The organism is Niveispirillum sp. KHB5.9, from assembly GCF_048066115.1.
Lineage (GTDB): Bacteria > Pseudomonadota > Alphaproteobacteria > Azospirillales > Azospirillaceae > Niveispirillum.
Window position 1 is genome coordinate 129,987 of the sequence record NZ_JBLTYX010000014.1, and the last position, 26,059, is coordinate 156,045.

Annotated in this window: 24 protein-coding genes; 9 read left to right on the top strand and 15 right to left on the bottom strand. The window is 64.0% G+C overall.

What is annotated here, in order from left to right; all coding sequences use genetic code 11:
* Window positions 1-3 precede the first annotated feature (3 nt).
* Window positions 4-213 (top strand): hypothetical protein, encoded by a 210-nt coding sequence (locus ACM9HJ_RS21115; protein WP_416573735.1) that lies wholly within the window; start codon window positions 4-6, stop codon window positions 211-213.
* Here the strand turns inward: ACM9HJ_RS21115 and ACM9HJ_RS21120 are convergent, their stop codons facing one another.
* Window positions 214-660, bottom strand: a complete 447-nt coding sequence (locus ACM9HJ_RS21120) for an RrF2 family transcriptional regulator (RefSeq protein ID WP_416573736.1) — start codon at window positions 658-660, stop codon at window positions 214-216. It lies immediately after the preceding gene.
* Between the two features lie 200 nt (window positions 661-860).
* Here ACM9HJ_RS21120 and hmpA point away from each other — a divergent pair, with 200 nt between their 5' ends.
* Window positions 861-2,078, top strand: coding sequence for an NO-inducible flavohemoprotein (gene hmpA, locus ACM9HJ_RS21125; protein ID WP_416573737.1), 1,218 nt, complete (start codon window positions 861-863; stop codon window positions 2,076-2,078).
* 216 nt (window positions 2,079-2,294) lie between these two features.
* On the top strand, window positions 2,295-4,715 hold the full coding sequence (locus tag ACM9HJ_RS21130) for a TonB-dependent receptor (RefSeq protein WP_416573738.1): 2,421 nt from the start codon (window positions 2,295-2,297) through the stop codon (window positions 4,713-4,715).
* Window positions 4,716-4,933: 218 nt separating this feature from the next.
* On the opposite strand, the gene ACM9HJ_RS21135 is transcribed toward ACM9HJ_RS21130, so the two are convergent.
* From ACM9HJ_RS21135 to ACM9HJ_RS21160, 6 genes are all read right to left on the bottom strand, one after another.
* On the bottom strand, window positions 4,934-5,164 hold the full coding sequence (locus ACM9HJ_RS21135) for a hypothetical protein (RefSeq protein ID WP_416573739.1): 231 nt from the start codon (window positions 5,162-5,164) through the stop codon (window positions 4,934-4,936).
* 62 nt (window positions 5,165-5,226) lie between these two features.
* Window positions 5,227-5,601 carry a PRC-barrel domain-containing protein gene (locus ACM9HJ_RS21140; protein ID WP_416573740.1) on the bottom strand — a complete coding sequence of 125 codons (375 nt, stop codon included), beginning with the start codon at window positions 5,599-5,601 and terminating at the stop codon, window positions 5,227-5,229.
* Between the two features lie 223 nt (window positions 5,602-5,824).
* On the bottom strand, window positions 5,825-6,655 hold the full coding sequence (locus ACM9HJ_RS21145) for an ABC transporter permease subunit (protein ID WP_416573741.1): 831 nt from the start codon (window positions 6,653-6,655) through the stop codon (window positions 5,825-5,827).
* A complete protein-coding gene (locus ACM9HJ_RS21150; protein ID WP_416573742.1) occupies window positions 6,655-7,599 on the bottom strand; it encodes an ABC transporter permease subunit in 945 nt (314 codons plus the stop codon). Before ACM9HJ_RS21150 ends, ACM9HJ_RS21145 begins: the two co-directional genes overlap by 1 nt.
* An 18-nt stretch (window positions 7,600-7,617) precedes the next feature.
* Entirely contained in the window at window positions 7,618-8,772 is a 1,155-nt protein-coding gene (locus ACM9HJ_RS21155; RefSeq protein WP_416573743.1) for an ABC transporter ATP-binding protein, read from the bottom strand.
* 158 nt (window positions 8,773-8,930) lie between these two features.
* A complete protein-coding gene (locus ACM9HJ_RS21160) occupies window positions 8,931-9,329 on the bottom strand; it encodes a rhodanese-like domain-containing protein (protein WP_416573744.1) in 399 nt (132 codons plus the stop codon).
* 88 nt (window positions 9,330-9,417) lie between these two features.
* Here ACM9HJ_RS21160 and ftrA point away from each other — a divergent pair, with 88 nt between their 5' ends.
* Complete coding sequence (gene ftrA / locus ACM9HJ_RS21165; RefSeq protein WP_416573745.1) at window positions 9,418-10,398, top strand: transcriptional regulator FtrA; 981 nt, start codon at window positions 9,418-9,420, stop codon at window positions 10,396-10,398.
* Window positions 10,399-10,459: 61 nt separating this feature from the next.
* Here ftrA and ACM9HJ_RS21170 read toward each other — a convergent pair whose 3' ends face one another.
* Window positions 10,460-11,554 carry a polyamine ABC transporter substrate-binding protein gene (locus ACM9HJ_RS21170; RefSeq protein WP_416573746.1) on the bottom strand — a complete coding sequence of 365 codons (1,095 nt, stop codon included), beginning with the start codon at window positions 11,552-11,554 and terminating at the stop codon, window positions 10,460-10,462.
* Between the two features lie 221 nt (window positions 11,555-11,775).
* Between ACM9HJ_RS21170 and ACM9HJ_RS21175 the strand changes: the two genes are divergently transcribed.
* Window positions 11,776-12,597, top strand: coding sequence for an FkbM family methyltransferase (locus ACM9HJ_RS21175; RefSeq protein ID WP_416573747.1), 822 nt, complete (start codon window positions 11,776-11,778; stop codon window positions 12,595-12,597).
* A 42-nt stretch (window positions 12,598-12,639) separates the two neighbouring features.
* On the opposite strand, the gene ACM9HJ_RS21180 is transcribed toward ACM9HJ_RS21175, so the two are convergent.
* The 3 genes from ACM9HJ_RS21180 to dapA all read right to left on the bottom strand — a co-directional run bounded on the left by ACM9HJ_RS21180 (window position 12,640) and on the right by dapA (window position 16,793).
* Window positions 12,640-15,066, bottom strand: coding sequence for a TonB-dependent receptor plug domain-containing protein (locus ACM9HJ_RS21180; RefSeq protein ID WP_416573748.1), 2,427 nt, complete (start codon window positions 15,064-15,066; stop codon window positions 12,640-12,642).
* A gap of 178 nt (window positions 15,067-15,244) precedes the next feature.
* The gene (gene smpB / locus ACM9HJ_RS21185; protein WP_416573749.1) at window positions 15,245-15,718 is read right to left on the bottom strand and encodes an SsrA-binding protein SmpB; all 474 of its coding nucleotides are present in this window, start codon (window positions 15,716-15,718) and stop codon (window positions 15,245-15,247) included.
* Window positions 15,719-15,917: 199 nt separating this feature from the next.
* Complete coding sequence (gene dapA, locus ACM9HJ_RS21190; RefSeq protein ID WP_416573750.1) at window positions 15,918-16,793, bottom strand: 4-hydroxy-tetrahydrodipicolinate synthase; 876 nt, start codon at window positions 16,791-16,793, stop codon at window positions 15,918-15,920.
* Between the two features lie 51 nt (window positions 16,794-16,844).
* Between dapA and ACM9HJ_RS21195 the strand changes: the two genes are divergently transcribed.
* The 3 genes from ACM9HJ_RS21195 (at window position 16,845) to ACM9HJ_RS21205 (ending at window position 20,483) form a co-directional block, all read left to right on the top strand.
* The gene (locus tag ACM9HJ_RS21195) at window positions 16,845-18,941 is read left to right on the top strand and encodes a transglycosylase SLT domain-containing protein (protein WP_416573751.1); all 2,097 of its coding nucleotides are present in this window, start codon (window positions 16,845-16,847) and stop codon (window positions 18,939-18,941) included.
* Window positions 18,942-19,040: 99 nt separating this feature from the next.
* Window positions 19,041-19,262: a hypothetical protein gene (locus ACM9HJ_RS21200; RefSeq protein WP_416573752.1), complete on the top strand. Its 222-nt coding sequence runs from the start codon at window positions 19,041-19,043 to the stop codon at window positions 19,260-19,262.
* A 561-nt stretch (window positions 19,263-19,823) separates the two neighbouring features.
* On the top strand, window positions 19,824-20,483 hold the full coding sequence (locus tag ACM9HJ_RS21205) for a helix-turn-helix domain-containing protein (protein WP_416573753.1): 660 nt from the start codon (window positions 19,824-19,826) through the stop codon (window positions 20,481-20,483).
* A gap of 70 nt (window positions 20,484-20,553) precedes the next feature.
* Here the strand turns inward: ACM9HJ_RS21205 and ACM9HJ_RS21210 are convergent, their stop codons facing one another.
* Window positions 20,554-21,876, bottom strand: a complete 1,323-nt coding sequence (locus ACM9HJ_RS21210; RefSeq protein ID WP_416573754.1) for a tetratricopeptide repeat protein — start codon at window positions 21,874-21,876, stop codon at window positions 20,554-20,556.
* A gap of 137 nt (window positions 21,877-22,013) precedes the next feature.
* On the opposite strand from ACM9HJ_RS21210, the gene ACM9HJ_RS21215 reads away from it, so the two are divergent.
* On the top strand, window positions 22,014-22,229 hold the full coding sequence (locus tag ACM9HJ_RS21215) for a 2TM domain-containing protein (RefSeq protein ID WP_416573755.1): 216 nt from the start codon (window positions 22,014-22,016) through the stop codon (window positions 22,227-22,229).
* A 117-nt stretch (window positions 22,230-22,346) separates the two neighbouring features.
* On the opposite strand, the gene purD is transcribed toward ACM9HJ_RS21215, so the two are convergent.
* From purD to cobT, 3 genes are all read right to left on the bottom strand, one after another.
* Entirely contained in the window at window positions 22,347-23,642 is a 1,296-nt protein-coding gene (gene purD, locus ACM9HJ_RS21220; RefSeq protein ID WP_416573756.1) for a phosphoribosylamine--glycine ligase, read from the bottom strand.
* 96 nt (window positions 23,643-23,738) lie between these two features.
* The gene (locus ACM9HJ_RS21225) at window positions 23,739-24,830 is read right to left on the bottom strand and encodes a threonine aldolase family protein (protein ID WP_416573757.1); all 1,092 of its coding nucleotides are present in this window, start codon (window positions 24,828-24,830) and stop codon (window positions 23,739-23,741) included.
* Between the two features lie 10 nt (window positions 24,831-24,840).
* Entirely contained in the window at window positions 24,841-25,920 is a 1,080-nt protein-coding gene (gene cobT / locus ACM9HJ_RS21230; RefSeq protein WP_416573758.1) for a nicotinate-nucleotide--dimethylbenzimidazole phosphoribosyltransferase, read from the bottom strand.
* Window positions 25,921-26,059 lie beyond the last annotated feature (139 nt).

Here is a 26,059-nt window from a genome sequence, read left to right on the forward strand (position 1 = left end):
GTCATGGACAAGCGGCGCAGCATCACCGCCCTGGTGCTCTATTTCTTCGGCGGTGCCGCCATGCTCGTGTCGGCCTTCATGCTGGTGGCGCCGACACCGGAAAGCTATGGCCCGGCGCTGATCGGGCTGCTGCTGGGTGTGCTGCTGCTGGGCGTGGGCCGGGCCTGCCAGCATTTGTCGCGGATCAGGGACCTGATGGAAGGCCGGGGATAATCAGGGCACCAGAGCCTCCTCCAGCCCCAGCACCCGCATCATCCCCGCCGGCCGCACCAGCAGGTCCGCCAGGGTCACCTCGTCCAGCACCGCCAGAAAGGCCAACAGCGCCTTGCCCAGCACCTTCTGCAGGCGGCAATCGCTGGTGATGGGACAGGTATTGCCCGTCTCGAAACATTCCACCAGGGACATGTCGGCCTCCAGCTGCCGGACCAGCGCGCCCAGGTTGATCTCCGCCGGCTCCCGCCCCAGCGCCAGGCCGCCATTGCGGCCGCGCAGGGTGCGGATATGGCCTAGCCGGCCCAGCTCGTTGACGATCTTGGTCAGGTGGTTTTCCGAGATGCCGTACCGCGCCGCGATCTCCGGCACCGTGGCCAGCCCCTCGCGCTTCATGCCCAGATAGAGCAGCACGCGCAGGCCGTAGTCGGTATAGCGGGTCAACCGCATCGTCTCTTCCTTCGCAAGATCAATCCCTTCCCATGCCATCCCGGCCCCTGGCGAGCAAGCGATGCAGGGTGCGGGCAGGCATGAAGGCGCCTGAAACAAAAGATACATTCAAGATATTGCTTTTCATTCGGTTGCGCAATAAGGTGTATTTTAAATGCTTCTTTAAGTTCCCCATCCATCGAGAGAGCGAGCAAGGTCCGATGCTGTCCCCCCAAACCATCGCCACCGTGAAGGCCACCGCCCCCGTCATGCAGGAGCATGGCGAGACCATCACAAAACACATGTATGCCAAGCTGCTGCGCGACCCGGCCATCCGGTCGATCTTCGACCCGACCCACCAGCGCAACGGCACGCAGGCCAAGGCCCTGGCGGGGGCGGTTGCCGCCTATGCCGCCAATATCGACAATCTGGCGGTGCTGGGCCCGGCAGTGGAACGTATCGCCGAGCGGCACGTGTCGTTGCAGGTGCAGCCCTATCATTACGATATCGTCGGAACCAACCTGCTGGGCTCCGTCGCCGATGTACTGGGCAATGCCGCCACCCCGGCCATCATCCATGCCTGGACGGAGGCCTGGATGGAGCTGCGCGATATTTTCGTGGGCGTGGAACAGGCCAAGTACAAGGACAATCAGGGCGCGCCCGGCGGCTGGTACGGCTGGCGCCGGTTCAAGGTGGCCCGCGCCGAGAATGAGAGCAGCGTCATCCGCAGCCTGTATCTGGAGCCCGAGGATGGCGGCGCCATCCTGTCCTTCCGGGCGGGCCAGTATCTGACCCTGCGCCTGCCCGTCCCCGGCCACGGGCCGCTGCTGCGCCATTACAGCCTGTCGGGTGCGCCCAACGGCACCTCCTACCGCATCTCCGTGAAGCGGGAGGCGGCACCGCTGGCCGGTTTGCCGGACGGGCTGGGGTCCACCTTCCTGCACCGGCACCTGTCGGTGGGCGATGTGGTGGATGTCGCACCACCGGCCGGCAGTTTCACCGCACCCGACGGCAACGCCCCGCTGTTCCTGCTGGCCGGTGGTGTGGGCATCACCCCGATGATCTCCGTCGCGGAGACGGAACTGGCCGCCGGGTCCACCCGCCCGCTGCATCTGTTCCATGCCGTCCGCGACCGGTCGCACCACGCCTTTGGCCCCGCCCTGCGTACCCTGGCCGCCCGCCATGCCAACCTGTCCGTCAGCATCTTTTATGAGCAGGCGGATGCAAGCGATCAGGTGGGTGTGCACCATGACCAAGTCGGCCGCATCGATCCGGCTTCCCTGGTCACCCTGCCCCACGCTGCCGGCGCGCATTACATGGTCTGTGGTCCCACGGGCTTCATGGCCAGCATGATCAAGGGCTTGCGTACCGCCGGGGTACCCGCCGACCGGATTCGCTATGAATTCTTCGGTTCCCATGAAGAGGAACTGCTTGACTGAGGCGATTTCGTCGCAAATTCACGCGTGCTTAAATTTAGAAACCCGCAGTTTTCCTTTGCCCACGGTATCGGCAGATGCCGTGGGTCTTTTTTATTCACGCGCCTGCATTTGAGGCATATTGCCGACGTTAACGGGTTATGACAGCGTCAGGATAGGGTCAAAGCGCAACGACAAAGCTGCGCCCCGATAAGAAGAACGCGTGGGAGGAGTTACCTGATGTTCAGCAATACCAACGGGCGCAATTTGCCCGGCCGCCACCCCTTTGTCTTGTCCCTGCTGATGTGCGGGGCCGCCGCGGTGGCCCTGCCCGCCCTGGCGCAGCAGCCTGCATCCCCCGGCATGCTGGAGGAGATCATCGTCACCGCCCGCAAGCGTGACGAAACGCTGAAGGACGTCCCCTTCTCCATCAACGCCATGAGTGCCGACAGCATGCGCGCGGCCGGGGCGGAGAATATCGAGGACGTGTCGCGCAACATCGTCGGCCTGTCGATCCAGAATCTGGGTCCCGGCCAGAGCCAGGTGGCCATCCGCGGCATCTCCGCCGGCCAGATCGTCCGCGATCAGCCGGGCGTGAAGGAACAGGTCGGCGTCTATCTGGACGAGTCGGTGATCTCCCTGTCGCTGTTCACCCCCGACCTGGACCTGTACGACCTGAACCGCGTGGAAGTGCTGCGCGGGCCGCAGGGTACGCTGTACGGTTCCGGCTCGCTGTCGGGCACCATCCGCTACATCACCAACAAACCGGACCAGAATACCCAGGAGGGCACCACCGAACTGTCGATCGAGCAGATCGATGGCGGCAGCACAGGCTATAGCGCCAAGGCCATGGTCAATGTACCCCTGACCGATACGCTGGCCCTGCGCGCCGTCGGCTATGGCACCCGCTATGCCGGCTTCATCGACGCGGTGCAGCCCAATGGCAGCATCAAGAAGGACGTCAATGACGGGTTCCGCACCGGCCTGCGCCTGTCGCTGGGCTGGCAGCCGACGGAGAATGTCACCATCACCCCGCGCCTGATCTATCAGGAGATCGAGGCCGACGGCTTCAACCGCGAGGATGATTTCAACATCATCGCCAACGAGCTGGTGACCACGGGCAACCGCCTGTTCCAGTTCGACAAGCGCCAGCAATTCACCCAGCTGGAGGAGCAGTTCAAGGACAAGTTCATGCTGGCCGACCTCACGATCGAGGCCGACCTGGGCGCTGTCACTGCCACCTCCGTCACGTCGGTCACCGACCGCGACCTGCTGGTCTATCGCGACGCCACGCAGCTGACGGGCTCCATCACCGGTCAGCCGGGCGTGCTGTCGCCCACCGGCCTGTCGCGGCAGGTCTATACGCTGGACGCGCCGCTGTCGGACACCACCGCCGTGAAGGTGTTCACGCAGGAAGCCCGTCTGGCATCGAACGATGACGGGCCGTTCCAGTGGGTGGCCGGCGCCTTCTACTCGAAGATCGACCGCAAATATGCCCAGACCCTGAATGTCGACGGGTTTGAGAGCATCACCGGCATCGACAGCAACGGCCCGACCGCCCAGAATGGGTTGGATGAGCTGTACTGGTCGCGCATTCCCTATGATTTCAAGCAGGTAGCCCTGTTCGGCGAAGGTTCCTACGACCTGACCGAACAGCTGTCGGCCACGCTGGGCCTGCGCTATTTCGACTTCAAGGAAAAGCGCACGCTGAATTTCGACGGCATCTTCGCCGACCGCGCCCAGGGCGTGAAGGGCGAGACCAGCAGCAATGGCTTCTCCCCCCGCGCCATCCTGTCCTATGACGCCACGGAAGACGTGACGATCAATGCGCAGGTATCGAAGGGCTTCCGTCTGGGCGGCATCAATGATCCGTTGAACCTGCCGCTCTGCTCCGCCGCCGACCGCACCACCTTCGGCGGGCGCAACGATTTCGGCAATGAACAGGTCTGGAACTATGAGATGGGGGCGAAGATCAGCTTCGCCGATGGTCGTGGCGCCTTCAACATCGCCGGCTATTACACCGACATCTCCAACCTCCAGGTCACGCTGGATGCCGGCACCTGTTCCTCGCGCATCGTGTTCAACGCCGATGCTCGCACGCGGGGTACGGAGGCGGAGTTCAGCTATCAGCTGAGCGACGCGGTGAATCTGTCTCTGTCCGGCTCGTTCAATGACAGCGAGTTCACCGAGACCGTGACCTCGCAGGGCGCCACGGGTGGTGCCGTGGTGGTGGGCGGCATCAAGAAGGGCAATCGCCTGCCCACCGTGCCGCGCTTCCAGTTCAGCGCCCAGACCAAGTGGGAAGATGATATCAGCGCCGATCTGCGTGGCTTTGCCGTCGCCACCTATCAGTTCGTGGGATCGCGCTATACCCAGGCGGTGGACCAGGACCCGGCGTCGGTGGGCACCTTCACCCGCATCCCGATCGGGTCGCAGCCGGGGACCACGTACAGCTTCGACCCCAGGCTGCCCTCCTACAGCACCGTCAACCTGCGGGCCGGTGTGAAGAAGGACGAATGGGAGATCGCCACCTACGTCAACAACCTGTTCGACGAGAATGCCAAGCTGTCGCTGGACCGCGAACGCGGCTTCCGCGCCCGCGTGGCCTATCAGGTGGCCAAGCCCCGCACCTTCGGTGCCCAGGTCAGCACGCGGTTTTAAGGACTGAAGCCGGCTTCGTAGCTCAGATTAGGCGTAGCCGTAACCCGCGGGAACACAGGGAAACCATGGCCCGCGGATTACGCTACGCTAATCTGTGCTACACATGAAGAAAACCCCCGGCGGAAGTGATTCCGCCGGGGGTTGGTCATTGGACCCAGGTTGAACGCGGGGCACTCAGAACAGGGAGATGAAGTCAGTCAGAATGGGAGACGCACGGGTCAGTGCTGCGTTTCCCCTTCCTTCCGCCGGGCCTCGGACTTCTGCTTGTCCGTGGGGGCGGTCAGGATGCCGGGATCCTTGCGTGTCGGCGACTTCGCCGCCACACGCTGTTCGGATGCGACCGGGTCGCTGGCGGGGAAGCTGTCTTCCAGGTCCCGGTCCAGCTCATGTTCGGTCGGCTGGGGCGGACTGGCCTTGGATGCGGGTGGTTGCTTGCTCTGCTGTGGCATCGTTTCCTCCTGGTGGCCGAAGCCACCTTGCCTATCGTTTCGGATACGGGCGGAGATGAACGTCACATCCAGTAAGGCGGGACGTTGTAGTAGGTCGATACCGGCTCGCGCCACCGGCGGTCATCCGCACCCAGTTCCTGTTCGGAATATGAGGGCGCATTTTCCAGACGGGACTTGTCCAGCGGCACGACATAGCCTTCCTTGGCCGTGTCATATTTCAGCACCGACCAGGGCAGCGGGTGATAACGCTCGCCGATCCCCAGGAAGCCGCCAAAGGCCATGATGGCATAGGCGACGTTGCCGGTACGCTTGTTCAGCATCACGTCCTCGACGTGACCGATCTTCTCGCCAGCGGTGCTGTAGACATCGGTGCCGTTCACCTTGTCGGCGCTGATGCAGGTCGTGGTCTCGTTGAGGGCAACATTGCTGGTGGCCATGATGGGCTTCCTTCCTGTCGTGGAGGTTACGTGTAGATAACCCCCGGGACAGGAAACAGTTCCATCAAGGTCACAGAAAAGGCGCGGTTCAGACGTGAAAAAGCGGGGAATTTTTTGCTCCCTCAGGCGCCGGGCGCCACCATCCGGCGGCTGGGCTTACGCGGCATGTACCGCGCGGGGCGGCCGCCGCCAGAGTGTTTCCGGCTAACCGGAAACACTCTATTTACCCCTGCTGCGCCATCTGTTCGTCCCGCTGCCGCGCCTTTTCCTGGCGGGCATTGTAGATGCCGGCGCAGATGATGCCGATGGCAACGATGGTCACCACGATGGTGGCCAACGCATTGACCTTCGGGCTGAGCCCCAGGCGCACCGACGAGAACACGATCTGCGGTAGGGTGGTGGAACCGGGGCCCGACACGAAGCTGGTGATCACCAGATCATCCAGCGACAGCGTGAAGGCCAACAGCCAGCCCGACACGATGGCGGGTGCGATCAGCGGCAGGGTGATCACGAAGAACACCTTGGCCGGCCGCGCCCCCAGATCCATCGCCGCCTCCTCCAGGCTGGCATCCATGGAGACCAGCCGCGACTGCACCACCACCGTCACGAAGGACATGGTGAAGGTGATATGGGCCAGGATGATGGTCAGCATGCCGCGCCCTTCCGGCCAGCCGAACATCTGCTCCAGGCTGACGAACAGCAGCAGCAGCGACAGGCCCAGGATCACCTCCGGCATGACCAGCGGCGCCGACACCATGCCGGAGAACAGGGCGCGTCCCTTGAACGCACCGAACCGCGCCAGCATCAGCCCGGCCAGCGTGCCCAGCACCACGGCGAAGCTGGCGGAGATGAAGGCGACGCGCACCGACAGCCAGGCCGCCGACAGCAGCTGGTCATCGCGCATCAGTTCGCCATACCAGCGGAATGAGAATTCGCTCCACACCGAAACCGACCGGTTGTCGTTGAAGGACAGCACGATCAGCAGGACGATGGGGATGTAGAGGAAGAACAGGCCGGTGACGAGGCCCAGGCGCAGGAACCAGGATTTCGGCATTACGGGTGCCCCCCCTGTTTGCCCTGCACGTTCTGGAACAGCATGATCGGCACGACCAGGAACAGCAGCAGCGCCACCGCCACGGCGGATGCCAGCGGCCAGTCGCGGTTATTGAAGAATTCCGTCCACAGCGTGCGCCCGATCATCAGCGTGTCGGGGCCACCCAGCAGTTCCGGGATCACGAACTCGCCCATGGCCGGGATGAACACCAGCAAGGCGCCTGCGACCATGCCAGGGATCGACAGCGGCAGGGTGATGGCCAGGAACGCCTTCCAGGGCGGGCAACCCAGATCGGCCGCCGCTTCCAGCAACGTGTTGTCCAGCTTCTCCAGGGTCGAATAGAGCGGCAGGATCATGAAGGGCAGGTAGGAATAGGTGATGCCGATATAGGTGGCCACCGGCGTATAAAGTATCTGCAAAGGCTCATTGATGATGCCCAGCCACATCAGCACATTGTTCAGCACGCCATTGTTGGACAGGATGCCGATCCAGGCATAGACGCGGATCAGGAAGCTGGTCCAGAAGGGCAGGATGATCAGCATCAGCAGCGGTGCCCGCCACTTCGGATCGGCCTTGGCGATGGCATAGGCCACCGGATAGCCCAGCAGCAGACAGCAGATGGTGGAGATGAAGGCGATCTTCACGCTGTTCAGATAGGCGACGATGTAGAGATCGTCGGTCACCATGTAATGGAAATTATAGAAGGTGACGGTGATCTGATATTTCAGATCCTCCACATTCTCGATCAGCGCGGTGAAGGGCGGGATCGCCATCTGGCTTTCGGCCAGCGCGATCTTCAGCACGATCAGGAACGGGATCAGGAAGAACAGCAGCAGCCAGGCATAGGGCACCGCGATGACCAGCGCCCTGCCCGACAATCCGATGCGCTGCAACAGACCCAGAAAGCCCGTATGGCGCATCTCGCTATTTACCGTCTCGGCCATGGGTCAGCCCCCTTCCCGTCAGTTGGTCAGGACGCTGCCGGCGAACGGCCGCCAGGAGAGATGGACGCGGTCTTCCCAGGTGATGGGCATTTCCGTGCGCCGCGTCACCATCGGCGCCGTTACCCGCACCCGCTTGCCGGTATCCAGCAGGATTTCATAGATCGAGACATCGCCCAGATAGGCGATCTCCTTGACGATGCCCGAGGCCCGGTTGCGACCATCGCCATTGGCCGGCGCATCCTTGGAGATGCTGACCTTCTCCGGGCGCACCGCCACCCAGCATTCGGTGCCCGGCGCCAGATGGCCGGGATGGGAGACATAGAGGTCGCAATCCGCCTCGTCCGACCGGATCAGGGAATGGTCGGGCTCGCTCTCCACGATGCGGCCATGGAACATGTTGACCGACCCGATGAATTCCGCCGTCATCCGGCTGTTGGGATATTCATAGATCTCGGTCGGCGTGCCGACCTGGGCGATATAGCCGCGGTTCATGACGGCGATGCGCGACGACATGGTCATCGCCTCCTCCTGGTCATGGGTCACGACCACGAAAGTGATGCCCACCTTCTCCTGGATATTCACCAGCTCGAACTGCGTCTGTTCGCGCAGCTTCTTGTCGAGCGCGCCCAGCGGCTCATCCAACAGCAGCAGCTTGGGCTTCTTCACCAGGGCGCGGGCCAGGGCCACACGCTGGCGCTGGCCGCCCGACAACTGGTGCGGCTTGCGCTTGCCGAACTGGCCCAGTTGCACGAGGTTCAGGGCTTCGGCGACGCGCTCCTGGATCTCCGCCTTGCCCACCTTGTCCTGGTGCAGTCCGAAGGCGATATTGGCCTCCACGCTCATATGCGGAAACAGGGCGTAGGACTGGAACATCATGTTCACGGGCCGCTCATAGGGCGGGACATTGGACATGTCGACACCGTCGATGAAGATCTTGCCCTCGGTCGGCCGCTCGAACCCCGCCAGCATGCGCAGCAGCGTCGTCTTGCCCGACCCCGACCCGCCCAGCAGCGAGAAGAATTCTCCGCGATAGATGGACAGGGAAACATCGTCGACGGCGGTGAAATCACCGAATTTCTTGGTCACCTTCTCGATACGGACATAGGGCTTCTCATTCGGGTCCCGCCAAGGTTCCAGCTTGGTCTGGGTCCGCGAGGGCTGCGCATTGGCCATGTCCGTATCTGTCCCTGTCCGGTTGGCAATATCGGTAGGTGGCGTGGCGTTTCACGCACCGCACAATTCTACACGTGTCGATAGCCGGACGGATAGGGGGAGCATTGATGGGACGGACAATTTTCAGCGATGTTGGTTAAACGCTCTCCCGTTGCGGATCAGTTTGCCCCATCGAAACTATAGCCTTCATCCGCCCAGCCGGTCATGCCGCCGATCATCAGCTTCACCGGCCGGCCCAACTGGGCCAGACGCAGGGCGCCCTTGTCGGCGCCATTGCAATGCGGGCCGGCGCAATAGGTGACGAACAAAGTGTCGGCCGGATATTCCACCAGACGTTTCTCCGTCAGGTCCAGAACCGGGATGTTGATGGCGCCCGGTACATGGGCGGTGGCGAAGGCCTTGCGACCGCGCACATCCAGCAGCACGAATCCGGGCGTACCGGACGTGAAGGCGGCGAAGACGTCTGCACAGTCGGTTTCCAGCGACAGGCGCCGTTCGACATGCGCGACCATTTCAGCGGACGGGGCAGCGGCAACGCGGGTGACTTCGTTGGACATGGCATCATCTCCTGTTTGGCTGATGCCCCCAGGATGGCGACGAAGCCCCCTTCGCAAAACACAAGCCCTGCCATAAAATGTCGAAATCATGCCAAAGCGATCCTCCCTTCCCTCCACCGCCAACCGCACCGTCGCCATCCTGGCCTATGACGGGTTGTGCACCTTCGAATTCGGCATCGCGGTGGAGGTGTTCGGCCTGCCCCGGCCGGAAATGGGGCCGGACTGGTACCGGGCCAAGGTGGTGGCGGTGGAACCGGGGCCATTATCGGCCACAGGCGGCATCACGGTGGCGGCCGATGGCGACCTGTCGCTGCTGGCGGATGCCGGCACCATCATCGTGCCGGGCTGGCGCGCGGCGGGTGCGGCGGTACCCGAAGAATTGTGCCTGGCCCTGCGCACGGCACACGAACGCAGCGCGCGCCTGGTGTCGATCTGCTCCGGTGCCTTCGTGCTGGCGGCGGCGGGTCTGCTGTCGGGCCGTGATGCCACCACCCATTGGCGGTACGAAGCCATCCTGGCCGAACGCCATCCCGACATCCGCTATCGTCCCGGCCTGCTCTATGTCGACCATGGCGACGTGTTGACCTCCGCCGGGTCTGCCGCCGGCCTGGACCTGTGCCTGCATATCGTGCGCAAGGATTTCGGGGCCGCCATCGCCAACCAAGTGGCGCAAAGGCTGGTCCTGTCATCCCATCGCGACGGGGCACAGAAACAGGTACTGGAACGGCCCGTACCCACGGAGCATGAGGGGCGGCGCCTGTCGCCCCTGCTGGACCGGCTGCGCCAGGAACTGGATCGCGAACATGCGCTGCGTGACCTGGCCGACAGTGTGGGCATGAGCCTGCGCACCTTCATCCGCCGGTTCCAGGAACTGACCGGCCTGTCGCCCGGCGAATGGCTGCTGCGGGAGCGCGTGGCGCGGGCGGAACAGTTGCTGGCGGAGACCGGCGCCAGCGTGGAGGATGTGGCGACATCCTGCGGTTTTCCCACGGCGGCGGCCTTACGCTACCATTTCCGCAACAGGGTCGGGATGGCGCCCAACCGTTATCGGCAAAGTCGCAGCGCGTAAAGAAAAGGCCGGGAACGTGGGGTTCCCGGCCTTCAGCACTGGCTAGGTAATCAGAAGCCGATCAACGGCCCGTCTTGATCTTGGTCCAGCTGCGGGTGCGCTCGCGCTCCGCCTTCTGGCTGATTTGCTTGACGGTGAACATCTTGGCCATCGTCTCCTTGGTCGGGAAGATGGCCGGATTCTTGGCGATTTCCTGATCCATCAGCGGCCAGGAGGCGGGAACGGCGTTGGCATAGGCGACGAAATCGCTGATGCCGGCCATCACCTTGGGCTCCAGCAGATAGTTGATGAAGGCGCTGGCGGTGGCGACGTTAGCACCGGCCGGGATGGTGGCCATGTCGAACCAGACCTGCGCCCCTTCCTTGGGGATGGAATAGGCGATGGAATACTTGGCCTTGGCCTCTTCCGCGCGGGCGGCGGCCTGGAACACGTCGCCCGAATATCCCACGGCGACGCAGGCGTCACCCGTGGCCAGCGGGTCGATCACCGACGGCACGAAGGTCTTGATGTGCGGGCGGATGGCCAGCATCGCGGCTTCGGCCTTCTTGGTGTCATCCGGGCTTTCGGAATTGGGGTCCAGGCCCTGCGACTTGAACACCGACGGCAGGATGTCGGTCTGGCTGTCCAGGAAGACGATGCCGCAGGCGGCCAGCTTCTTGGCGTTCTCCGGGTTGAAGACCAGTTCCCAGCTGTCGGTGGGGGCGTTGGGGAGGATGGCCTTCACCTTCTCGACATTATAGCCGATGCCGATCGTGCCCCACTGGTAGATGACGCCATATTCGTTGCCGGGATCGGTCGATTCGACCAGCTTGGTCAGCGACGGGTCCAGGTTCTTCAGGTTGGGGATCTTGGACTTGTCCAGCTTCTGGATGGCCTTGGCCTGGATCAGCTTGCGCATCGTCGGCTCGGCCGAGGGCACGGCCACGTCATAGCCGGAATTGCCCACCAGCAGCTTCGATTCCAGGGTTTCCAGATCGGTGAAGACGTCATACTGCGTCTTGATGCCGGTGGCCTTGGTGAAGTCGTCCAGCGTGGTCTCGCCGATATAGTCGGCCCAGTTATAGACGTTGACCTTCTTTTCCTGGGCCATGGCCGTATGGCCAAGGGCGATGGCGGCGACCATGCCGACGGCGCCGATCACGTGCTTCATCTTCATCAAGGACCCCCAATCAGATCGGACGCCCGTTCCCACGGGATCGCCCCTGGATGATGGATGCCGCTGCCCGCGCGCACCCTGGACGGCAGGCATTCCACATAGGCGCCCGGCCCTTGTCAATGACGATGGATTTGCGTTGCGGCATAAGGGGATGCGGCATCCCATCCCATATGGCATAAGCATGCCTTTCCCACCCGAACGATGCCACCGGAGTACAGGTTTTGCGCAACGCACAAGAGCCCGCTTTCGGCACGCATGCGCCGGGTACCCTGCCCCGCCTGCTGACCGATCTGTGCCAGGGGCTGCCGGTCACGCCGGTGGGGCGGCGGCTGGCGCTGTGGTTGCGCAAGGTGGCGATGGTCATCCAGGGACCGGTGTTCGACGTGGCCGTGCGCGGCATCCATCTGCGTCTCCATCCCGGCGACAATGTCGGCGAACGCAAGTTCCTGTTCATGCCGCAATTCTTCGATCCCGAAGAGATGGGCCTGCTGGCCGAACGGCTGCCGCGCGACGGCACCTTCGTCGATATCGGCGCCAATGTCGGGCTCTACACCCTGAACGCCGCCCGCCTGATGGGGCCGGGCGGGCGCATCCTGGCGGTGGAACCAGGGCCGGAGGCGGCACGGCGCCTGCGCTTCAACCTGGCACTCAACCGCACGGACGCCGCCATCACCCACGCCGATTGCGCCATCGGGGCCGAGGAAGGGGTGATGGGGCTGTATCTCGATGCCAGCAACCTGGGCGGCTCCTCCCTGGTGCGCGACCATGGCGGCACCAGCACGCCGGTACGCGTCCGTCCGCTGATCGACGTGCTGGAAGAGGCGGGGATCACCCGCATCGATGTGCTGAAGATCGATATCGAGGGGGCGGAGGACAAGGCCCTGCTGCCCTTCTTCGACCAAGCACCCGAGAGCCTGTGGCCGCGGGTGATCATCATCGAACGGTCGGAGCAGAGCTGGGCTGGCGATCTGCTGGGCCGGTTCCGCGAGGCTGGATACAAAGCGTTCGGGAACAGCAGGATGAACTGGCTGTTCGAACGGTGAAAACGGCCCCGGCGGCGGGAAGCGCCGCCGGGGCCGCCGAGATCACCAGGTCACCTTGACCTTGGCATAGTAGAAGCCCCCGTTGAAACCGAACGGCGAGAAGTTGGAATACTGGGCAAAGCCGTTCGGGTTGGCGCCCGGAATGACCAGGTCGGTGTAATTGTCGAACAGGTTGTTCACCCCGGCGGAGATCGACAGGTTCTCCGTCAGGTCGTACCCGACATCGATATCGGCCACCCATTCAGCCCCGAAGGTCTGATCCAGCGCGGCACTGGCATTGCGCGAGGTGAACTTGCCATAACGCGTGCCACGGACGGTCAGGTTGAAGTCCTCGTACTGCCAGCTGGCGGACAGGTTGACCTTGTTCTCCGGCTGGGCTTCCTCGAACCGCCCTTCCTCCACGCGGGAGAAGCGGGTCAGCTGCAGGCCGACCGTGCTGAGCGTGGACGGATTGGGCTTCACGTTCAACGTCTTGGTATCGTTGAAATTGATGCCGGCGGTCAGGTTCAGGGTGCCGGCCGTATCCAGATCGGCGCGGTAGGTACCGACGATATCGACGCCGCGCGTGCGGGTATCGATGGCGTTGGTGAAGAAGCGCCCGCCGGTGACGCCGGCAAAGCCGCGCGCCGTCAGGAAATTCTGCACCGCCGTGCCCGTCAGGTTCTCCGACAGGACGATACGGTCATCGATGCGGATCTGATAGGCATCGACCGTCAGGCTGGCGCCCTCAAAGGGCGTCGAGGTGAAGCCCAGGCTGTAATTGATCGACTTTTCCGGCTTCAGGTCTTCGGCACCCAACGCCTGGGCGGCGGGGTCGTTGACGCGGAAGGTGCGGATTTCGAACGGTACGCCACCGATGAAGTTGGTGGCGGTGGAGGAGAAATAGCTCTGCTGCAGCGACGGCGCGCGGAAGCCGTTGGAGACCGCACCGCGCAGGCCGAACGCATCGGTCACATCATACTTGAAGGCGAACTTGCCTGATCCGGTCCAGCCGAAATCGGAATAATGTTCGACGCGGCCGGCGACACTGACCAGCAGCGCGTCGGACAGCTTGGTTTCCAGGTCGAGATAGGCGGCATAGCTGTGGCGATCAACATCGACCTCGTCGCTGGGACGGAAACCGGGGAAGCCTTGGGCACCCGGCGCCGGCTGGCTGCCGACGGCGCTGGTCGAGCCGCCATCCAGCACCTTGACGCCGCCATCCTTCCAGCTGTCCTCGTCGCCGGCCCCCAGCTCATAGCCTTCGGTACGGTATTCCAGGCCGGCGGAGACGCTGACGCTGGACGGTAGGCCGAGTTCCACATCGCGCGAGGCGTCGGCATTGATCACGCCCTGGGTATAGAGCAGATCGCCGGCATAGAAGCTGCGGCGGCTGTTGGCGCCATAGGTGGCGTTCAGGGTGTTTTCCACGCTAAAGGGGAAGTCGTTGCGGCCATAGGTGCCGGAAATGTCATACCGCGTCTCCCCCGCATCGCCCTTCACGCCGACCGCCACCGACATGTCGTCAATGTCGGACGTGATGAACGGCAGGAAACCATCGGGATAGATGGAGCGGACATTATTGGGATCGCGCGGCCGGCGCCAGGTAGCGCCCGCCTTGCCCTCGCGCTTGTTGTAATTGCCGAAGGAGTAGAGCTCGGCCCCACCCAGCGGCAGGCCCAGATTATAGACGACATTATAGTCGGTGACGTCGCTGTCGCCGTACCAGAAATTGTCGGTGCGGTTGATCGTCGCCTCACGCGGGTCGGCGGCACCACCGGCAAGGTTGTTATATTGCTGGCGGATATCGGCGGCCTGACGGTTGGTGTGGGCGCGGTCACGATATTCGGCCGTCAGGTTCAGATAGCCGCCATTGCCGATGGTCACCCCGGCATTGGAGGCAAAGTGATAGACGTCGCCATCGCCTTCATAGGTCTGGCCATAGGAACCGAAGGCCGACCCACCGGAATTATTATCCTTCAGGATGATGTTGATCACGCCCGCGATGGCATCGGAACCATACTGTGCCGCGGCCCCATCGCGCAGCACCTCGACCCGGCGGATGGCCGAGGCAGGAATGGAATTCAGGTCGGCGCCCGTGGAACCGCGCCCCACGGAACCGTTCAGGTTCAGCAGCGCCGTGTTATGACGCCGCTTGCCATTGATCAGCACCAGCGTGTGGTCGGGCGACAGGCCGCGCAGGGTGGCCGGGCGGATATGGTCGGTACCGTCGGTGATGGTCGGCTGCGGGAAGTTGAAGGAGGGCACAAGGGCGTTCAGGACCTTGTTGACCTCACCCAGGCCCGACCGCTCCAACTCACCGGCCGAAATTACGTCCACCGGCACCGGCGATTCCGCCAGGGTCCGGTCGGCGCGGCGCGTGCCGGTAACAACGATTTCCTCGACGTCGGCGGTCTGCGCCTGCGCCCCACCGGTCAACACCAGGAAACCGGTCAGTGCCGTACCAACCTTAAGCCACTGCTTACCCATGTACTTCCCTCCGACTTCACTCGGTCATCGTTCCGCCCCGGAACGATCAAGCCGTCCGGGAACGATATCCCATCCGGGGGGCTTGGGAAGGCAAGGTCGCTAAATTATAGTTAAAATTGCAGTTGTGTGACGGAATAGGCGCAGGGGCCATCCGATGCAAGCGGACGCGCCCTTCGTGTCACCCCCGCGCCCGCATCAGCCGCGCCTTGTCGCGCTGCCAGTCGCGTTCCTTCTCCGTATCGCGCTTGTCGCCCTTGTTCTTGCCCTTGGCGATGCCGACCTCGACCTTGGCCATGCCGCGATCGTTGAAATAGACCGACATGGGCACCAGGGTCATGCCCTGGCGCGCGATGGCATTCAGCATCTTCACCAGTTCGCGCTTGCGGACCAGCAATTTGCGCGGGCGCTTGGGATCGTGCTGCAGCCAGGCGCCGGCCTGGCCATATTCGGGAATATAGGAATTGATCAGGAACAGTTCCCCGCCGACCTCGCCGGCATAGCTTTCCAGGATGGAGGCCTTGCCGCCGCGCAGCGACTTTACCTCCGTGCCGGTCAGCATGATGCCGGCCTCCACCGTGTCCTCGATGAAGTAATCGAAGCGGGCCCGGCGGTTCTGTGCCGCAAATTTGCGCTCGGGCGCGTTGTTAGCCATCGCTCAGGCAATCCGATCCAGAAATGAAAAACGTCCCCCCTGTTATGGGGGGACGTTTCGCAGACTTCAATGAAGTCATAGCAGACGCCCTCAAGCGCCGGGCGGGCGCATCCGCGCCCTTGGCTTACGCGCCCATGGGGGCGCGGGCGCTCAACGCGCCAGCCAAAGAGTAACGAGACAAGCTCGTCACCCCTTGGCGTCAGCCGATCAAGCCGGCCTTGCGCATCGCGTCCTCGACGATGGCGCGGCCTTCGGCGCTGCAGGGCACCAGCGGCAGGCGCACCTCAGGGCTGGACTTGCCCAGCAGGCTGGCGGCGTATTTCACCGGCGCCGGGCTGGTCTCCACGAACATCGCGTGATGCAGCGGCATCAGGATGTCGCGGATGCGGGCCATCTCCACCAGATCGCCGGCGGCCCAGGCATTCTGCATCCGGGCGCACAAAGCCGGGGCCACATTGGCCGTGACGGAGATGCAACCCACCCCGCCCTGGGCCAGGAATGCCGTGGCGGTGGCATCCTCACCGGAAAGCTGGCAGAAGTCGGGACCGATCTCCACGCGGGTGCGCAGGGGGCGGACCAGATCGGCCGTGGCGTCCTTCACGCCGACGATGTTGGGCAGCTTGGCCAGACGGGCCATTGTTGCGACAGACATGTCAATGACGCTGCGGCCGGGGATGTTGTAGATGATGATGGGTAGATCGACGGCGTCATGGATGGCCTTGTAATGCTGATAAAGACCTTCCTGCGACGGCTTGTTGTAATAAGGTGTCACCACAAGCGCAGCGTCGGCGCCGATCTGCTTGGCGTGACGGGTCAGCTGGATGGCCTCTTCCGTCGAGTTGGAACCGGTGCCGGCGATCACGGGAACGCGGCCCTTCGCCACCTCAACAGCCTGGGAGATGACCAGACGATGCTCCTCATGGCTCAGCGTCGGCGATTCGCCGGTCGTACCGACGGGAACCACGCCGTGCGTCCCCTGTTTGATCTGCCAGTCCACGAAGTCCTGGAACGCGACCTCATCCACCTTCCCGTCACGGAACGGCGTGATCAGTGCGACGATGGAACCCTTGAACATGGCAAGTTACTCCGGTCAGAACGAATGAAGGCGCGAACCTTAAACAGCCCCATGATCCGAAACAAGGCGGCAGGCCGTGCCCTGGCGGCGATGCTGGTCTGCCTGGGAATGGGGCTCGGCCTGCCCGGACTGGCACGGGCCGCCGGGGGTGCCGCAGGCACCAGTGACATCGCCACCTACAAACAGGCGCTGCGCGCCGCCGACCAGGGCAAGATGGAGGAGGCCCAGCGCCTGGTCCGCCGCGCCCCGGACGAACTGGCCTCGCAGCTGCTGCTGTGGGTGCAGTTGACCCAGACGGGTGCGGATGCCAGCTGGGAGGCCATTTCCGGCTTCATGAAGCGCCATCCCGACTGGCCCAACCAGACAGCACTGCGCCGCAATGCCGAGGCGAAGATGCCGTCGGACATGCCATACGCACAGGTGCGGGAATGGTTCGAGAAGAACCCGCCGCTGACGCTGGTGGGCCTGGGCCGGTACACAGATGCGCTGATGGAAACGGGTTCCTCGGACAAGGCCATCACCCTGATCCGCGACCGCTATATCAATGGCGGCTTCGGGGTGCAGGAGGAGCGGGATTTTCGCCAGCGCTATGTCGGGCTGCTGCGTCCCGCCGACCATGCCGCCCGCCTGGACCAGTTGCTGTGGGCGGAGAGGGTGGACGAGGCGCGCCGCGTGATGCCACTGGTCGATACCGGCCGCCAGGCCGTGGCCGAGGCGCGCATCGCGCTGGCGGCCCAGTCGCCCGGCGTGGACGGCGCGCTCCGCCGCGTGCCGGCCGACCTGCAGAACGATCCCGGCCTGCTGTACGACCGCACGCGCTGGCGCCGCCGCAAGGACATGGATGCGGGCGCCATGGAGGCATTCGCCACCAAGCCGGCCCAGGAGGAGGCGCATGGCGCCGACTGGTGGGTGGAACGCCATATCCTGGCCCGCCGGCTGATGGAAAAGGAACAATATGCCCGCGCCTATGCGCTGGTGTCGGACCATGGCGCCAAGGATGGCCTGGCCTTCGCCCAGGCGGAATTCCTGGCCGGCTGGCTGGCGCTGCGCAAGCTGAACAAGCCGGATGAGGCGCTGAAGCATTTCGAGACGCTGTTCCGCGGCACCACCTCTCCCGTCAGCCGGTCGCGCGGTGCCTATTGGGCCGGCCGCGCCCTGGACGCGATGGGTGACAAGGAACGGGCCGCTACATGGTTCGACACGGCCACCACCTATGGCGGTACCTTCTATGGCCTGCTGGCCGCCGACCATCTGGGCCGCCCGCCCGGCAGCGCCATGCCGGTGGAACCCGAACCGACCGAGGAACAGCAAAAGACATTCAAGAAGCGCGAGATGGTGCGGGCCGTCCAGCTGCTGGCCCGGATCGAGGGGGCCGACGGCGACCGCACCACCCTGTTCCTGCGTAAACTGGCCACCGATGCCAAGACAGGCGAGGAATACCAGTTGGTGGGTGAACTGGCCCTGTCGCTGAAGCGCAAGGACTTGGCCGTCACCACCTCGCGCGCCGCCTGGCAGGATGGATTCGTGCTGCGTCAGGCGGGCTTCCCGCTGCTGGACATGAAGGCCCCCGGCCGGCCGGAAGCCGCCCTGATCCATGGCATCATTCGCCAGGAAAGCAATTTCGTCGCCGATGCCGTCAGTTCCGCCGGAGCCCGCGGCCTGATGCAGGTGATGCCGACCACCGCCGCCGGCGTGAACAAGGTACCGGCAAAGCCCGCCGCCAAACCCGCCGCGACATCCAAGAACAAGAAGCAGGACACCAAGCAGAAGAAGCCTCCGGCCAAGCAGCCGGCCAAGTCAAATACCAATGCCACGGCCAACCGTCTGACCACCGATCCCCGTTATAATGTGGAAACGGGGTCGACATATCTGGCCGACCTGGTGGACCGGTTCGGCGGGTCCTATGTACTGGCCATCGCATCCTACAATGCCGGGCCGGGCCGCGTGGCGGGCTGGGTGCGCGACTATGGCGACCCCAGGGGCAATGGAGTTGACATCATCGACTGGATCGAGACCATGCCGATCTATGAAACCCGCAACTATGTCCAGCGTGTGCTGGAGAATGTCCATCTCTACCGCGCCCGCCTGGGCCAGCCGTCGCTGCGGATGACGCTTGATCTGGGCCGCGGCGCCGCCACCAACGGCTGATTACGAAGGAGCTACCTCCTATTTCCGCGCGCAAAATGGGCGTTCTCGGGCGATTATGGTCACAACATTGCCACTACTCCCCGCCCGGAGCGCCCCTGAATGTCGGCCCAACCCATCGCACAGCATATCCGCGAGGCCGCGATCGTCCATGCCCGCCTGCTCGACCGGCTGATCGCCGAAACAGAGGTCGAAATCGAGAGTGCCAAGGACCCGTTCGTGCAGGAGAGCCTGCGCGAGTGGTTGGGCGTTCTTCGCGCGGAAAGACAGGTTTATGGCCTGGCCGCGACCCTGCTTGTGACAAAAATTGAAAATGCCGCTTGACGTGATGATAGGATTCCGGAATTTCATCGTGAAAATTCGGAACGGAAACCGGGTCATGGTCGTCTGAGGGGTATAGTGTCGGCCCCCGAATCCGTGGTTTGTCGACAAGACCAACGGATGTGGTAGTATAATTGTCATGCAATACCCGCATGGGCAGAAGCACCCACGATCAGAAAGATCGAATTTTACCTTATTGCGGCGGATAGTTGCTGACTTGGCAGTCGAAAACAACCGAAGGAGGCTGCACCAGCAGAATTGACCGTTCTTTCTCGATTTCTTGGTGTGGAGCCTTCACCGCGATGGGTAATCCGGCCCAAAGAGATACAAGTTATGGACAGTTGGGTCGGAATAGCAGATATTACCATACCATAGCATGACGGAACGTTGAGCTGCATACTTGTCAGTATCGGCTCTATGGTTAATATGCCGGCGAAAGCCTGAGTGCTATCCTGACGCAACGCTGCGCCGGGATCATGAGAACAGCGGCATTCCCGGACCACGGAACATTGTGTAGTGGCCGGCGTTGCCATAGGAACGCGGAATAGGGGGCAATAGAGTTCGATGCCGAGACGGAGCAAAAATGCAGCTGTCGCTGCCCTTGAGACCGTAATTGAAAACCACGTGGCTGGCCGTATCAGACTTCGTCGTGGCCTTCTGGGCATGAGCCAGTCAGATTTGGCCAAGGCGCTGGGAATTACTTTCCAGCAGGTTCAGAAGTACGAGCGCGGATCCAATCGCGTTTCTGTCGGAAAACTCTATCGCCTCGCAGATATTCTGGATGTTCCGCTGACATTCTTCTTCGATGGCTTGGATGTGCCGGACATGCGCCGTCCGCCGGAAAGCTTCGCCGCCACGGCCGAAGGTTCCTCCCCCATCCTGTCCCGTCGTGAACTGGACCTGCTGCGGGCCTGGAAGTCCGCACCGGATGAGATCGCGGATGCCGTCGGCTCGCTGCTGCGCGCCATTTCCCCCAATGCCGGCTATGACGAGGAGGCCGCCGCCGCTGCGGCTGCCAACCGCCAGTACAGCACGCCCGTCGCCGGTACCGAGCCTGCCGAAGTGATCGAGGCACCGCGCCGTCGCGGTCCCGTCCCGGGCAGCAAGCGCCAGCCCAAGGCAGCCACCCCTGCCGCAGCCGCGGCAGGCGGTCGCCGCCGCCGCGGCGCCGTCTGGGATCCGGCCGATATCCGCGATTACACCGGCGAACCTGAGAGCGAATAATTTCGCATTCAGTCAAAGGCCCCGGCAAAGGCCCCGGCGACGATGTTCGCCGGGGCCCTTTTGTTTGAACTCACTGCCGGAAGCTGAGCCAGACATTGAAGCCGTCATGATGGGCGTCGAAGGCCAACGACTGCCCGCGCTTCACCTCAAGCGGATGATCAGGCAGATAGAAGCCCGGCTGCCAGCCGCTGGCCGGGCTGTCGATGAAGGGGCTGTTCTCGAACATCACGCCCCCGCCGAAATCCAGCCAGACCCATTGCGCCAGGGCGACGCAGCGGCCGTCGGCACTGGCCGGCAGGGAGAAACGCACATGCTCGCTGTCCGCAATCGCCCCTCCGGTGAAATCGAAGCTGAACGGATCGACCGACGCCGACAAGGCATGGGGCTGTACCAGCCGCGCGTCATAGCGCACGGAACGCGGATAGAGCTTGTTGAAGGCCGACAGGTCGAAGCCATTGGTCGGGCCGGTGAACAGGTGCTTCTCAAGCAACTCCCCGGCCGCCAGGGCACAGCGCACGCCGCCGCGCGCCGGCAGGATGCGGGCATCGGGCGTCAGCAGGCGGGTGCGCGCATCGGCCACGGCCGGGATGATACGCTCGGACAGGAAGTCGCTGGCCACGATCTCCGACAGCAGCACATCGGCCCGGCGCGGCAGCACGCCGCCCACCTCCAGTGCCGTGGACAGGGTATTGACCACGGTGATGCGGTCTGACAGGCCGTTGGCCGCGATGACCTTGCGCGCCGTCTCCGCGATCCAGGGCACGGCTTCGCATGTCACCACCTGCGCCCCGGCCTTCGCCGCCATCATGGCCAGCAATCCGGAACCCGTGCCAATCTCCAGAACAAGATCCCCCGGCTTCACTTGCGTCCGGATGGCCGCCGCATAGGCATCATTGCGGGGCGCGTCATTGACCATGGGCACGTGCCACAGCGGCAGCATGTTCGTGCGCAGCTTGGACTGGAGCAGCTGCGCCTCCACGAATTCGGGCTGCAGGGCCAGGGCGGCGTCCACCTGCGCCAGGGCGGCTTCCAGTTTCTCCTGGTCGCGATAGGCGGCGGCGAGGTTGAAGCGGCCCACGGGGTCCTGTGGCTCCACCGCCACCGATTTCTCGAAGGCGGCCACCGCCTCCTCCTTGCGGTCCAGCTTCTGCAGGCAGAGGCCGATATTGAAATTCAGGCCGCGGAAGCCGGGATCGGCCTTGCCCGCGCGCTCGAACGCGGCCAGCGCCTGTTCCCACTTCTCCTGCGCTTTCAGCACCACACCCAGGTTCCAGCTGACAGGTGCCGTGCCGGGCCGTGCCTTGTCAACCTTGCGGTAGAGCGTCTCCGCCTCGGCCCAACGGCCCTCGTTCTGGTGGGTGACGGCCTGGGCGAAGGTGCGGTTGAGGTCCATGGCGGCTGCTTTTGGATCAAGGGGATATGGGACATTGTGAACCGGCGGGGCGGGTGCGATCAACAGGTTCGGTGCTGGCGTTGCGCGGGCATCGCGCTATGCTGCCCGCCTGTCATCGTCCCCGGAGCACCCGCCCCATGTCCCTGTCCGACAACCACCCGGCCGTGAAGCGTCGGCGCAGCCAGCTGCTGAACCACCTGCTGGCATTCTTCATTTTCGCCGTGGTCATCGTGCCGGTGAATTTCATCACCACGCCGGACAATGTCTGGTTCTTCTATCCGCTTGTTGCCTGGATGGCTCCGCTGGCCCTGCACACGGCCTATGCCATGGGCATGCTCGACCGGCGGCCATAGGATTTCGAAAGGTTCTCATTGGAAACAACCCCAACGGAGCGCCGGGAAACCCCATCCCTTTGATAAGGGATGGGGTTTCCGATTCGCCCCTGAACGACCGTTCGTTTCCCCAAGTGTTCACAGCCCCCGCGCCATGGCGCGCCAGGCGATGTCGCGGCGGCAGAAGCCTTCCTTCCAGTCGATGCGGTCCACCGCCTCGTACGCCTGGGCACGGGCATCGGCCACGCGGGGTGCGATGGCGGTGACGCCCAGGACGCGGCCGCCATTGGCCAGGATGGCACCGTCCGCCCCCTCTCTGGTGCCGGCATGGAAGATCTCCACCCCGTCCACCTGGGCCGCCTGCTCCAGATTGTCGATGCGCGTGCCCTTCACATAGTCGCCGGGATAGCCTTCGGCGGCCATGACGACGCAGAGTGCCGCCTCGTCATGCCATTGCGGCACCTGGCCGCTGACATCGCCCTTGGCCGCGGACAGCAGCAGCGGCACCAGATCGGATTTCAGCCGGCGCATCAGCACCTGGCATTCCGGGTCACCAAAGCGGACATTATATTCCAGCAGCTTGGGCACGGGCTGCCCGTCGGGACCGTCCACCACCATGATGCCGGCGAACAGTACGCCGATGAAGGGCTTGCCCTCCGCCGCCATGCCGCGCACGGTGGGCCCGATCATCTCTTCCATGATCCTGGCTTCCATGGCCGGGGTCAGGACGGGTGCCGGGCTGTAGGTGCCCATGCCGCCGGTATTGGGGCCCTGGTCGCCATCATAGGCGCGCTTATGATCCTGGGCACCGGCCAGGGCCACGGCGTTGGTGCCGTCGCAGATGGCGAAGAAGCTGGCCTCCTCCCCATCCAGGAATTCCTCGATCACCAGTTCGGCCCCGGCATCGCCGAACCTGCGACCGACCATGGCTTCCTCGATGGCGGCATAGGCTTCATCCACGCTCTGGCAGATGGTCACGCCCTTGCCGGCGGCCAGCCCATCGGTTTTCACCACGATGGGCGCGCCCTGGCGGGCCACGAAGGTCTTGGCGGCATCGATATCGGTGAATCGACCATAGGCCGCGGTGGGCACGCCGAAGCGGGCCACCGCATCCTTCATGAAGCCCTTGGACCCTTCCAGGGCAGCGGCTTCCTGCGATGGGCCGAAGGTCGGGATGCCGATAGCGCGCAATGCATCGGCCAAGCCCAGCACCAGCGGTTCCTCCGGCCCGACAACCGCGAAATCGATGCCCTTGTCACGGGCGAACGCGGTGATGCCGGCCACGTCATTACCGGACAGCGGCACGATCTCGGCCACGTCCTTGATACCGGCATTGCCGGGCACGCAATAGAGCTTGCTGCACAGGGGCGAGCGCTTGATGGCCCAGCACAGCGCATGTTCGCGACCGCCGGAACCCACGACCAGAATCTTCATGGCACCCTTCCCCTGCTGCTGCCGTTCGGCGGCGGGTTCTTAGCATGGGCGGGGCGGCGGGTCACCCGGCGGTGCGGGATGGCGCCAATGCGCTGTTCAGCCCCGTGCGGCCGCCAGCCATGCGGCGAACCGATCGGCCAGCGCGTCGGCATCGTGGGTCATCGTCGCCTCACCCACCACCATCTCGGTGAAGCAATGGTCACGCACCGGTAGCGGCACCACCCGGCCGAAACACCATACCCCCTCCTCCCGTGCCATGCGCTCCAGCACGAAGGCCAGCGCCGGCGCGGCAACGGGCCAGACCAGCCGGAAGGAATTGCACATCACCCGATCAGCGGCATACGGCCCGTTGCGGTGGCTAAGCGCCTCCGCCAGGAGCACGGCGCGGGCATGATAGTCCCCCATGCGCGGGAGGAAATGGCGCAAGCCATAGAGACCACCCAGCACGAACGGAAAGGCCGTATAGAGGTTGCCGCCCATGCGCGACCGCCAGGGTTTCAGCGCCTTCAGAAACGCCGGATCACCCGCGATCAACGCCCCGCCGGGTGCTCCCAACCCCTTGTAGAGGCTGACATAGACACTGTCGGCCAGGGCGGATATCTCCGCCAGCGACCGTCCATAGAATGGCTGGGTCTCCCACAGCCGGGCGCCATCCAGGTGGAAGGCGATACCCTGTTCCCGGCACCAGGTGGAGATCGCCACCAGTTCTTCCCAGGAAGGTGCGCGGAACCCGGCATTGCGCAGCGGCAGTTCCAGAACCACGGCCGCCAAAGGTTCCTGCACCGCCTTCAGATCGTCAAGCGTGAAGGGTGCATCATCCAGCCCGATACGGACCAACCTGATATCGCTGAGCCGTTCCACGGCGTCGGATTCGTCAATGGCGATATGGCTTTTCGGATGCACGGCCACCAGCCGCCGGCCCGTACGTTCCCGATGCGCGAACAAAACCGCCTGCTGCCCCACCACCGCCTTGTGGAAGAACGAAGCCGATGGCTTGCCCAACAGACCCGCCACCTGTTCCTGCAAGGCGTCGATGGTTGGGCCAGCATTGTACTCGTCGCCCGGCAGATCGATTTCCGGCATCGACAGCAGCCGGATCATCCAGTCGCGTGGGCTGATCGGACCATGCCCGTGCAGGAAGGTGCGGCACAGGGCGCGCAGCGCACGGTCGAGGATGATGGTCTTCATGCTCGGAACCTCAATGCACCGAACCCGCCGGCTTGTCGCCTTTGCCCGACACGCCGGCCTCCGCGAAGGTGGCCATGTTCAGGTGGCAGGCCAGGGCCGATTTCAGCACCGGGATGGTCAGGGCCGCCCCTGACCCTTCGCCCAGGCGCATGTCGAATTCAAACAGCGGGCGCTTGTTGATAGCGGCCAGCAGGCGGGCATGGCCAGGCTCGGCACTGCGATGGGCGACGATGCAATGGTCCAGCGCCTTGGGATCGGCCTTGTACAGCACGGCGGCGGCGGCGGTGCAGGCGAAACCGTCCAGCACCACGGGCACCCGCGCCAGACGGCAGGCGATGATCGCCCCCATGATGGCCGCCAGTTCCTGCCCGCCCAGGCAGCGCAGCGCCTCGAACGGATCGGTCAGCGCGAACGGGTTGGCGGCAAGGCCTGCCTCCACCACCGCGATCTTGCGCTTGATGCCCTCGGCATCCACGCCCGTGCCGGGACCGACCCAATCCGATGCCGGGCCACCGAACAGGGCGGCACAGAGGGCGGCGGCCGACGTGGTGTTGCCGATGCCCATTTCGCCCAGGCACAGCAGGTGCAGGCCCGGCTCCACCGCCATCATGCCATAGGCGGCGGCGCGCGCGCAGACCTCCTCGCTCATCGCCGCTCCTTGGGTGAAGTCGGCGGTAGGATGGTCCAGGTCCATTTCATGCACGCGCAGATCGGCGTCATGCAGTTCGGCCAGCTGGTTGATGGCGGCCTGGCCATTGATGAAGGCCTGCACCATCTGCCCCGTCACGCTGGGCGGATATGCGGACACGCCGCGCCCGGCGATGCCATGGGCGCCGGCGAACAGGACGATGCGCGGATGGGTCAGTTCCGGCGGGGCCTTGCCCTGCCAGGTGGCCAGCCATTGCACCAGTTCCTCCAGCCGGCCCAGGGCGCCGGAGGGCTTCAGCAGGGTCTGTTCACGCTGCAAGGCCGCCGTCGCCGCCTCCAGGTCCGGGCCCGGCAGATCGGGCAGCACACGGCGGATTTCCTCCAGCGAGGGCAGGCCCTCTTCATCATGGTGATGATGGGGATGGTCGTGATGGCCGGACATGGGGATTTTCCTGAAGCAGCGGGAATATGGTTAGCGTCTGGCCCCCTGTGACAGGGCCGGAACGGCGCTGGCGGCAGAGGCCACACTGGCCTATACCGATGTCATGAGCGATGCAACAAAGCAGCACAGGCCCCATCCG

What these genes read in the sequence shown, in the direction of transcription:
- ACM9HJ_RS21115 (WP_416573735.1), top strand. Translation starts at nt 4, where the DNA reads ATGGACAAGCGGCGCAGCATCACCGCCCTGGTGCTCTATTTCTTCGGC.
- ACM9HJ_RS21120 (WP_416573736.1), bottom strand. Translation starts at nt 660, where the DNA reads ATGCGGTTGACCCGCTATACCGACTACGGCCTGCGCGTGCTGCTCTAT.
- hmpA (WP_416573737.1), top strand. Translation starts at nt 861, where the DNA reads ATGCTGTCCCCCCAAACCATCGCCACCGTGAAGGCCACCGCCCCCGTC.
- ACM9HJ_RS21130 (WP_416573738.1), top strand. Translation starts at nt 2,295, where the DNA reads ATGTTCAGCAATACCAACGGGCGCAATTTGCCCGGCCGCCACCCCTTT.
- ACM9HJ_RS21135 (WP_416573739.1), bottom strand. Translation starts at nt 5,164, where the DNA reads ATGCCACAGCAGAGCAAGCAACCACCCGCATCCAAGGCCAGTCCGCCC.
- ACM9HJ_RS21140 (WP_416573740.1), bottom strand. Translation starts at nt 5,601, where the DNA reads ATGGCCACCAGCAATGTTGCCCTCAACGAGACCACGACCTGCATCAGC.
- ACM9HJ_RS21145 (WP_416573741.1), bottom strand. Translation starts at nt 6,655, where the DNA reads ATGCCGAAATCCTGGTTCCTGCGCCTGGGCCTCGTCACCGGCCTGTTC.
- ACM9HJ_RS21150 (WP_416573742.1), bottom strand. Translation starts at nt 7,599, where the DNA reads ATGGCCGAGACGGTAAATAGCGAGATGCGCCATACGGGCTTTCTGGGT.
- ACM9HJ_RS21155 (WP_416573743.1), bottom strand. Translation starts at nt 8,772, where the DNA reads ATGGCCAATGCGCAGCCCTCGCGGACCCAGACCAAGCTGGAACCTTGG.
- ACM9HJ_RS21160 (WP_416573744.1), bottom strand. Translation starts at nt 9,329, where the DNA reads ATGTCCAACGAAGTCACCCGCGTTGCCGCTGCCCCGTCCGCTGAAATG.
- ftrA (WP_416573745.1), top strand. Translation starts at nt 9,418, where the DNA reads ATGCCAAAGCGATCCTCCCTTCCCTCCACCGCCAACCGCACCGTCGCC.
- ACM9HJ_RS21170 (WP_416573746.1), bottom strand. Translation starts at nt 11,554, where the DNA reads ATGAAGATGAAGCACGTGATCGGCGCCGTCGGCATGGTCGCCGCCATC.
- ACM9HJ_RS21180 (WP_416573748.1), bottom strand. Translation starts at nt 15,066, where the DNA reads ATGGGTAAGCAGTGGCTTAAGGTTGGTACGGCACTGACCGGTTTCCTG.
- smpB (WP_416573749.1), bottom strand. Translation starts at nt 15,718, where the DNA reads ATGGCTAACAACGCGCCCGAGCGCAAATTTGCGGCACAGAACCGCCGG.
- dapA (WP_416573750.1), bottom strand. Translation starts at nt 16,793, where the DNA reads ATGTTCAAGGGTTCCATCGTCGCACTGATCACGCCGTTCCGTGACGGG.
- ACM9HJ_RS21195 (WP_416573751.1), top strand. Translation starts at nt 16,845, where the DNA reads ATGATCCGAAACAAGGCGGCAGGCCGTGCCCTGGCGGCGATGCTGGTC.
- ACM9HJ_RS21200 (WP_416573752.1), top strand. Translation starts at nt 19,041, where the DNA reads ATGTCGGCCCAACCCATCGCACAGCATATCCGCGAGGCCGCGATCGTC.
- ACM9HJ_RS21205 (WP_416573753.1), top strand. Translation starts at nt 19,824, where the DNA reads ATGCCGAGACGGAGCAAAAATGCAGCTGTCGCTGCCCTTGAGACCGTA.
- ACM9HJ_RS21210 (WP_416573754.1), bottom strand. Translation starts at nt 21,876, where the DNA reads ATGGACCTCAACCGCACCTTCGCCCAGGCCGTCACCCACCAGAACGAG.
- ACM9HJ_RS21215 (WP_416573755.1), top strand. Translation starts at nt 22,014, where the DNA reads ATGTCCCTGTCCGACAACCACCCGGCCGTGAAGCGTCGGCGCAGCCAG.
- purD (WP_416573756.1), bottom strand. Translation starts at nt 23,642, where the DNA reads ATGAAGATTCTGGTCGTGGGTTCCGGCGGTCGCGAACATGCGCTGTGC.
- ACM9HJ_RS21225 (WP_416573757.1), bottom strand. Translation starts at nt 24,830, where the DNA reads ATGAAGACCATCATCCTCGACCGTGCGCTGCGCGCCCTGTGCCGCACC.
- cobT (WP_416573758.1), bottom strand. Translation starts at nt 25,920, where the DNA reads ATGTCCGGCCATCACGACCATCCCCATCATCACCATGATGAAGAGGGC.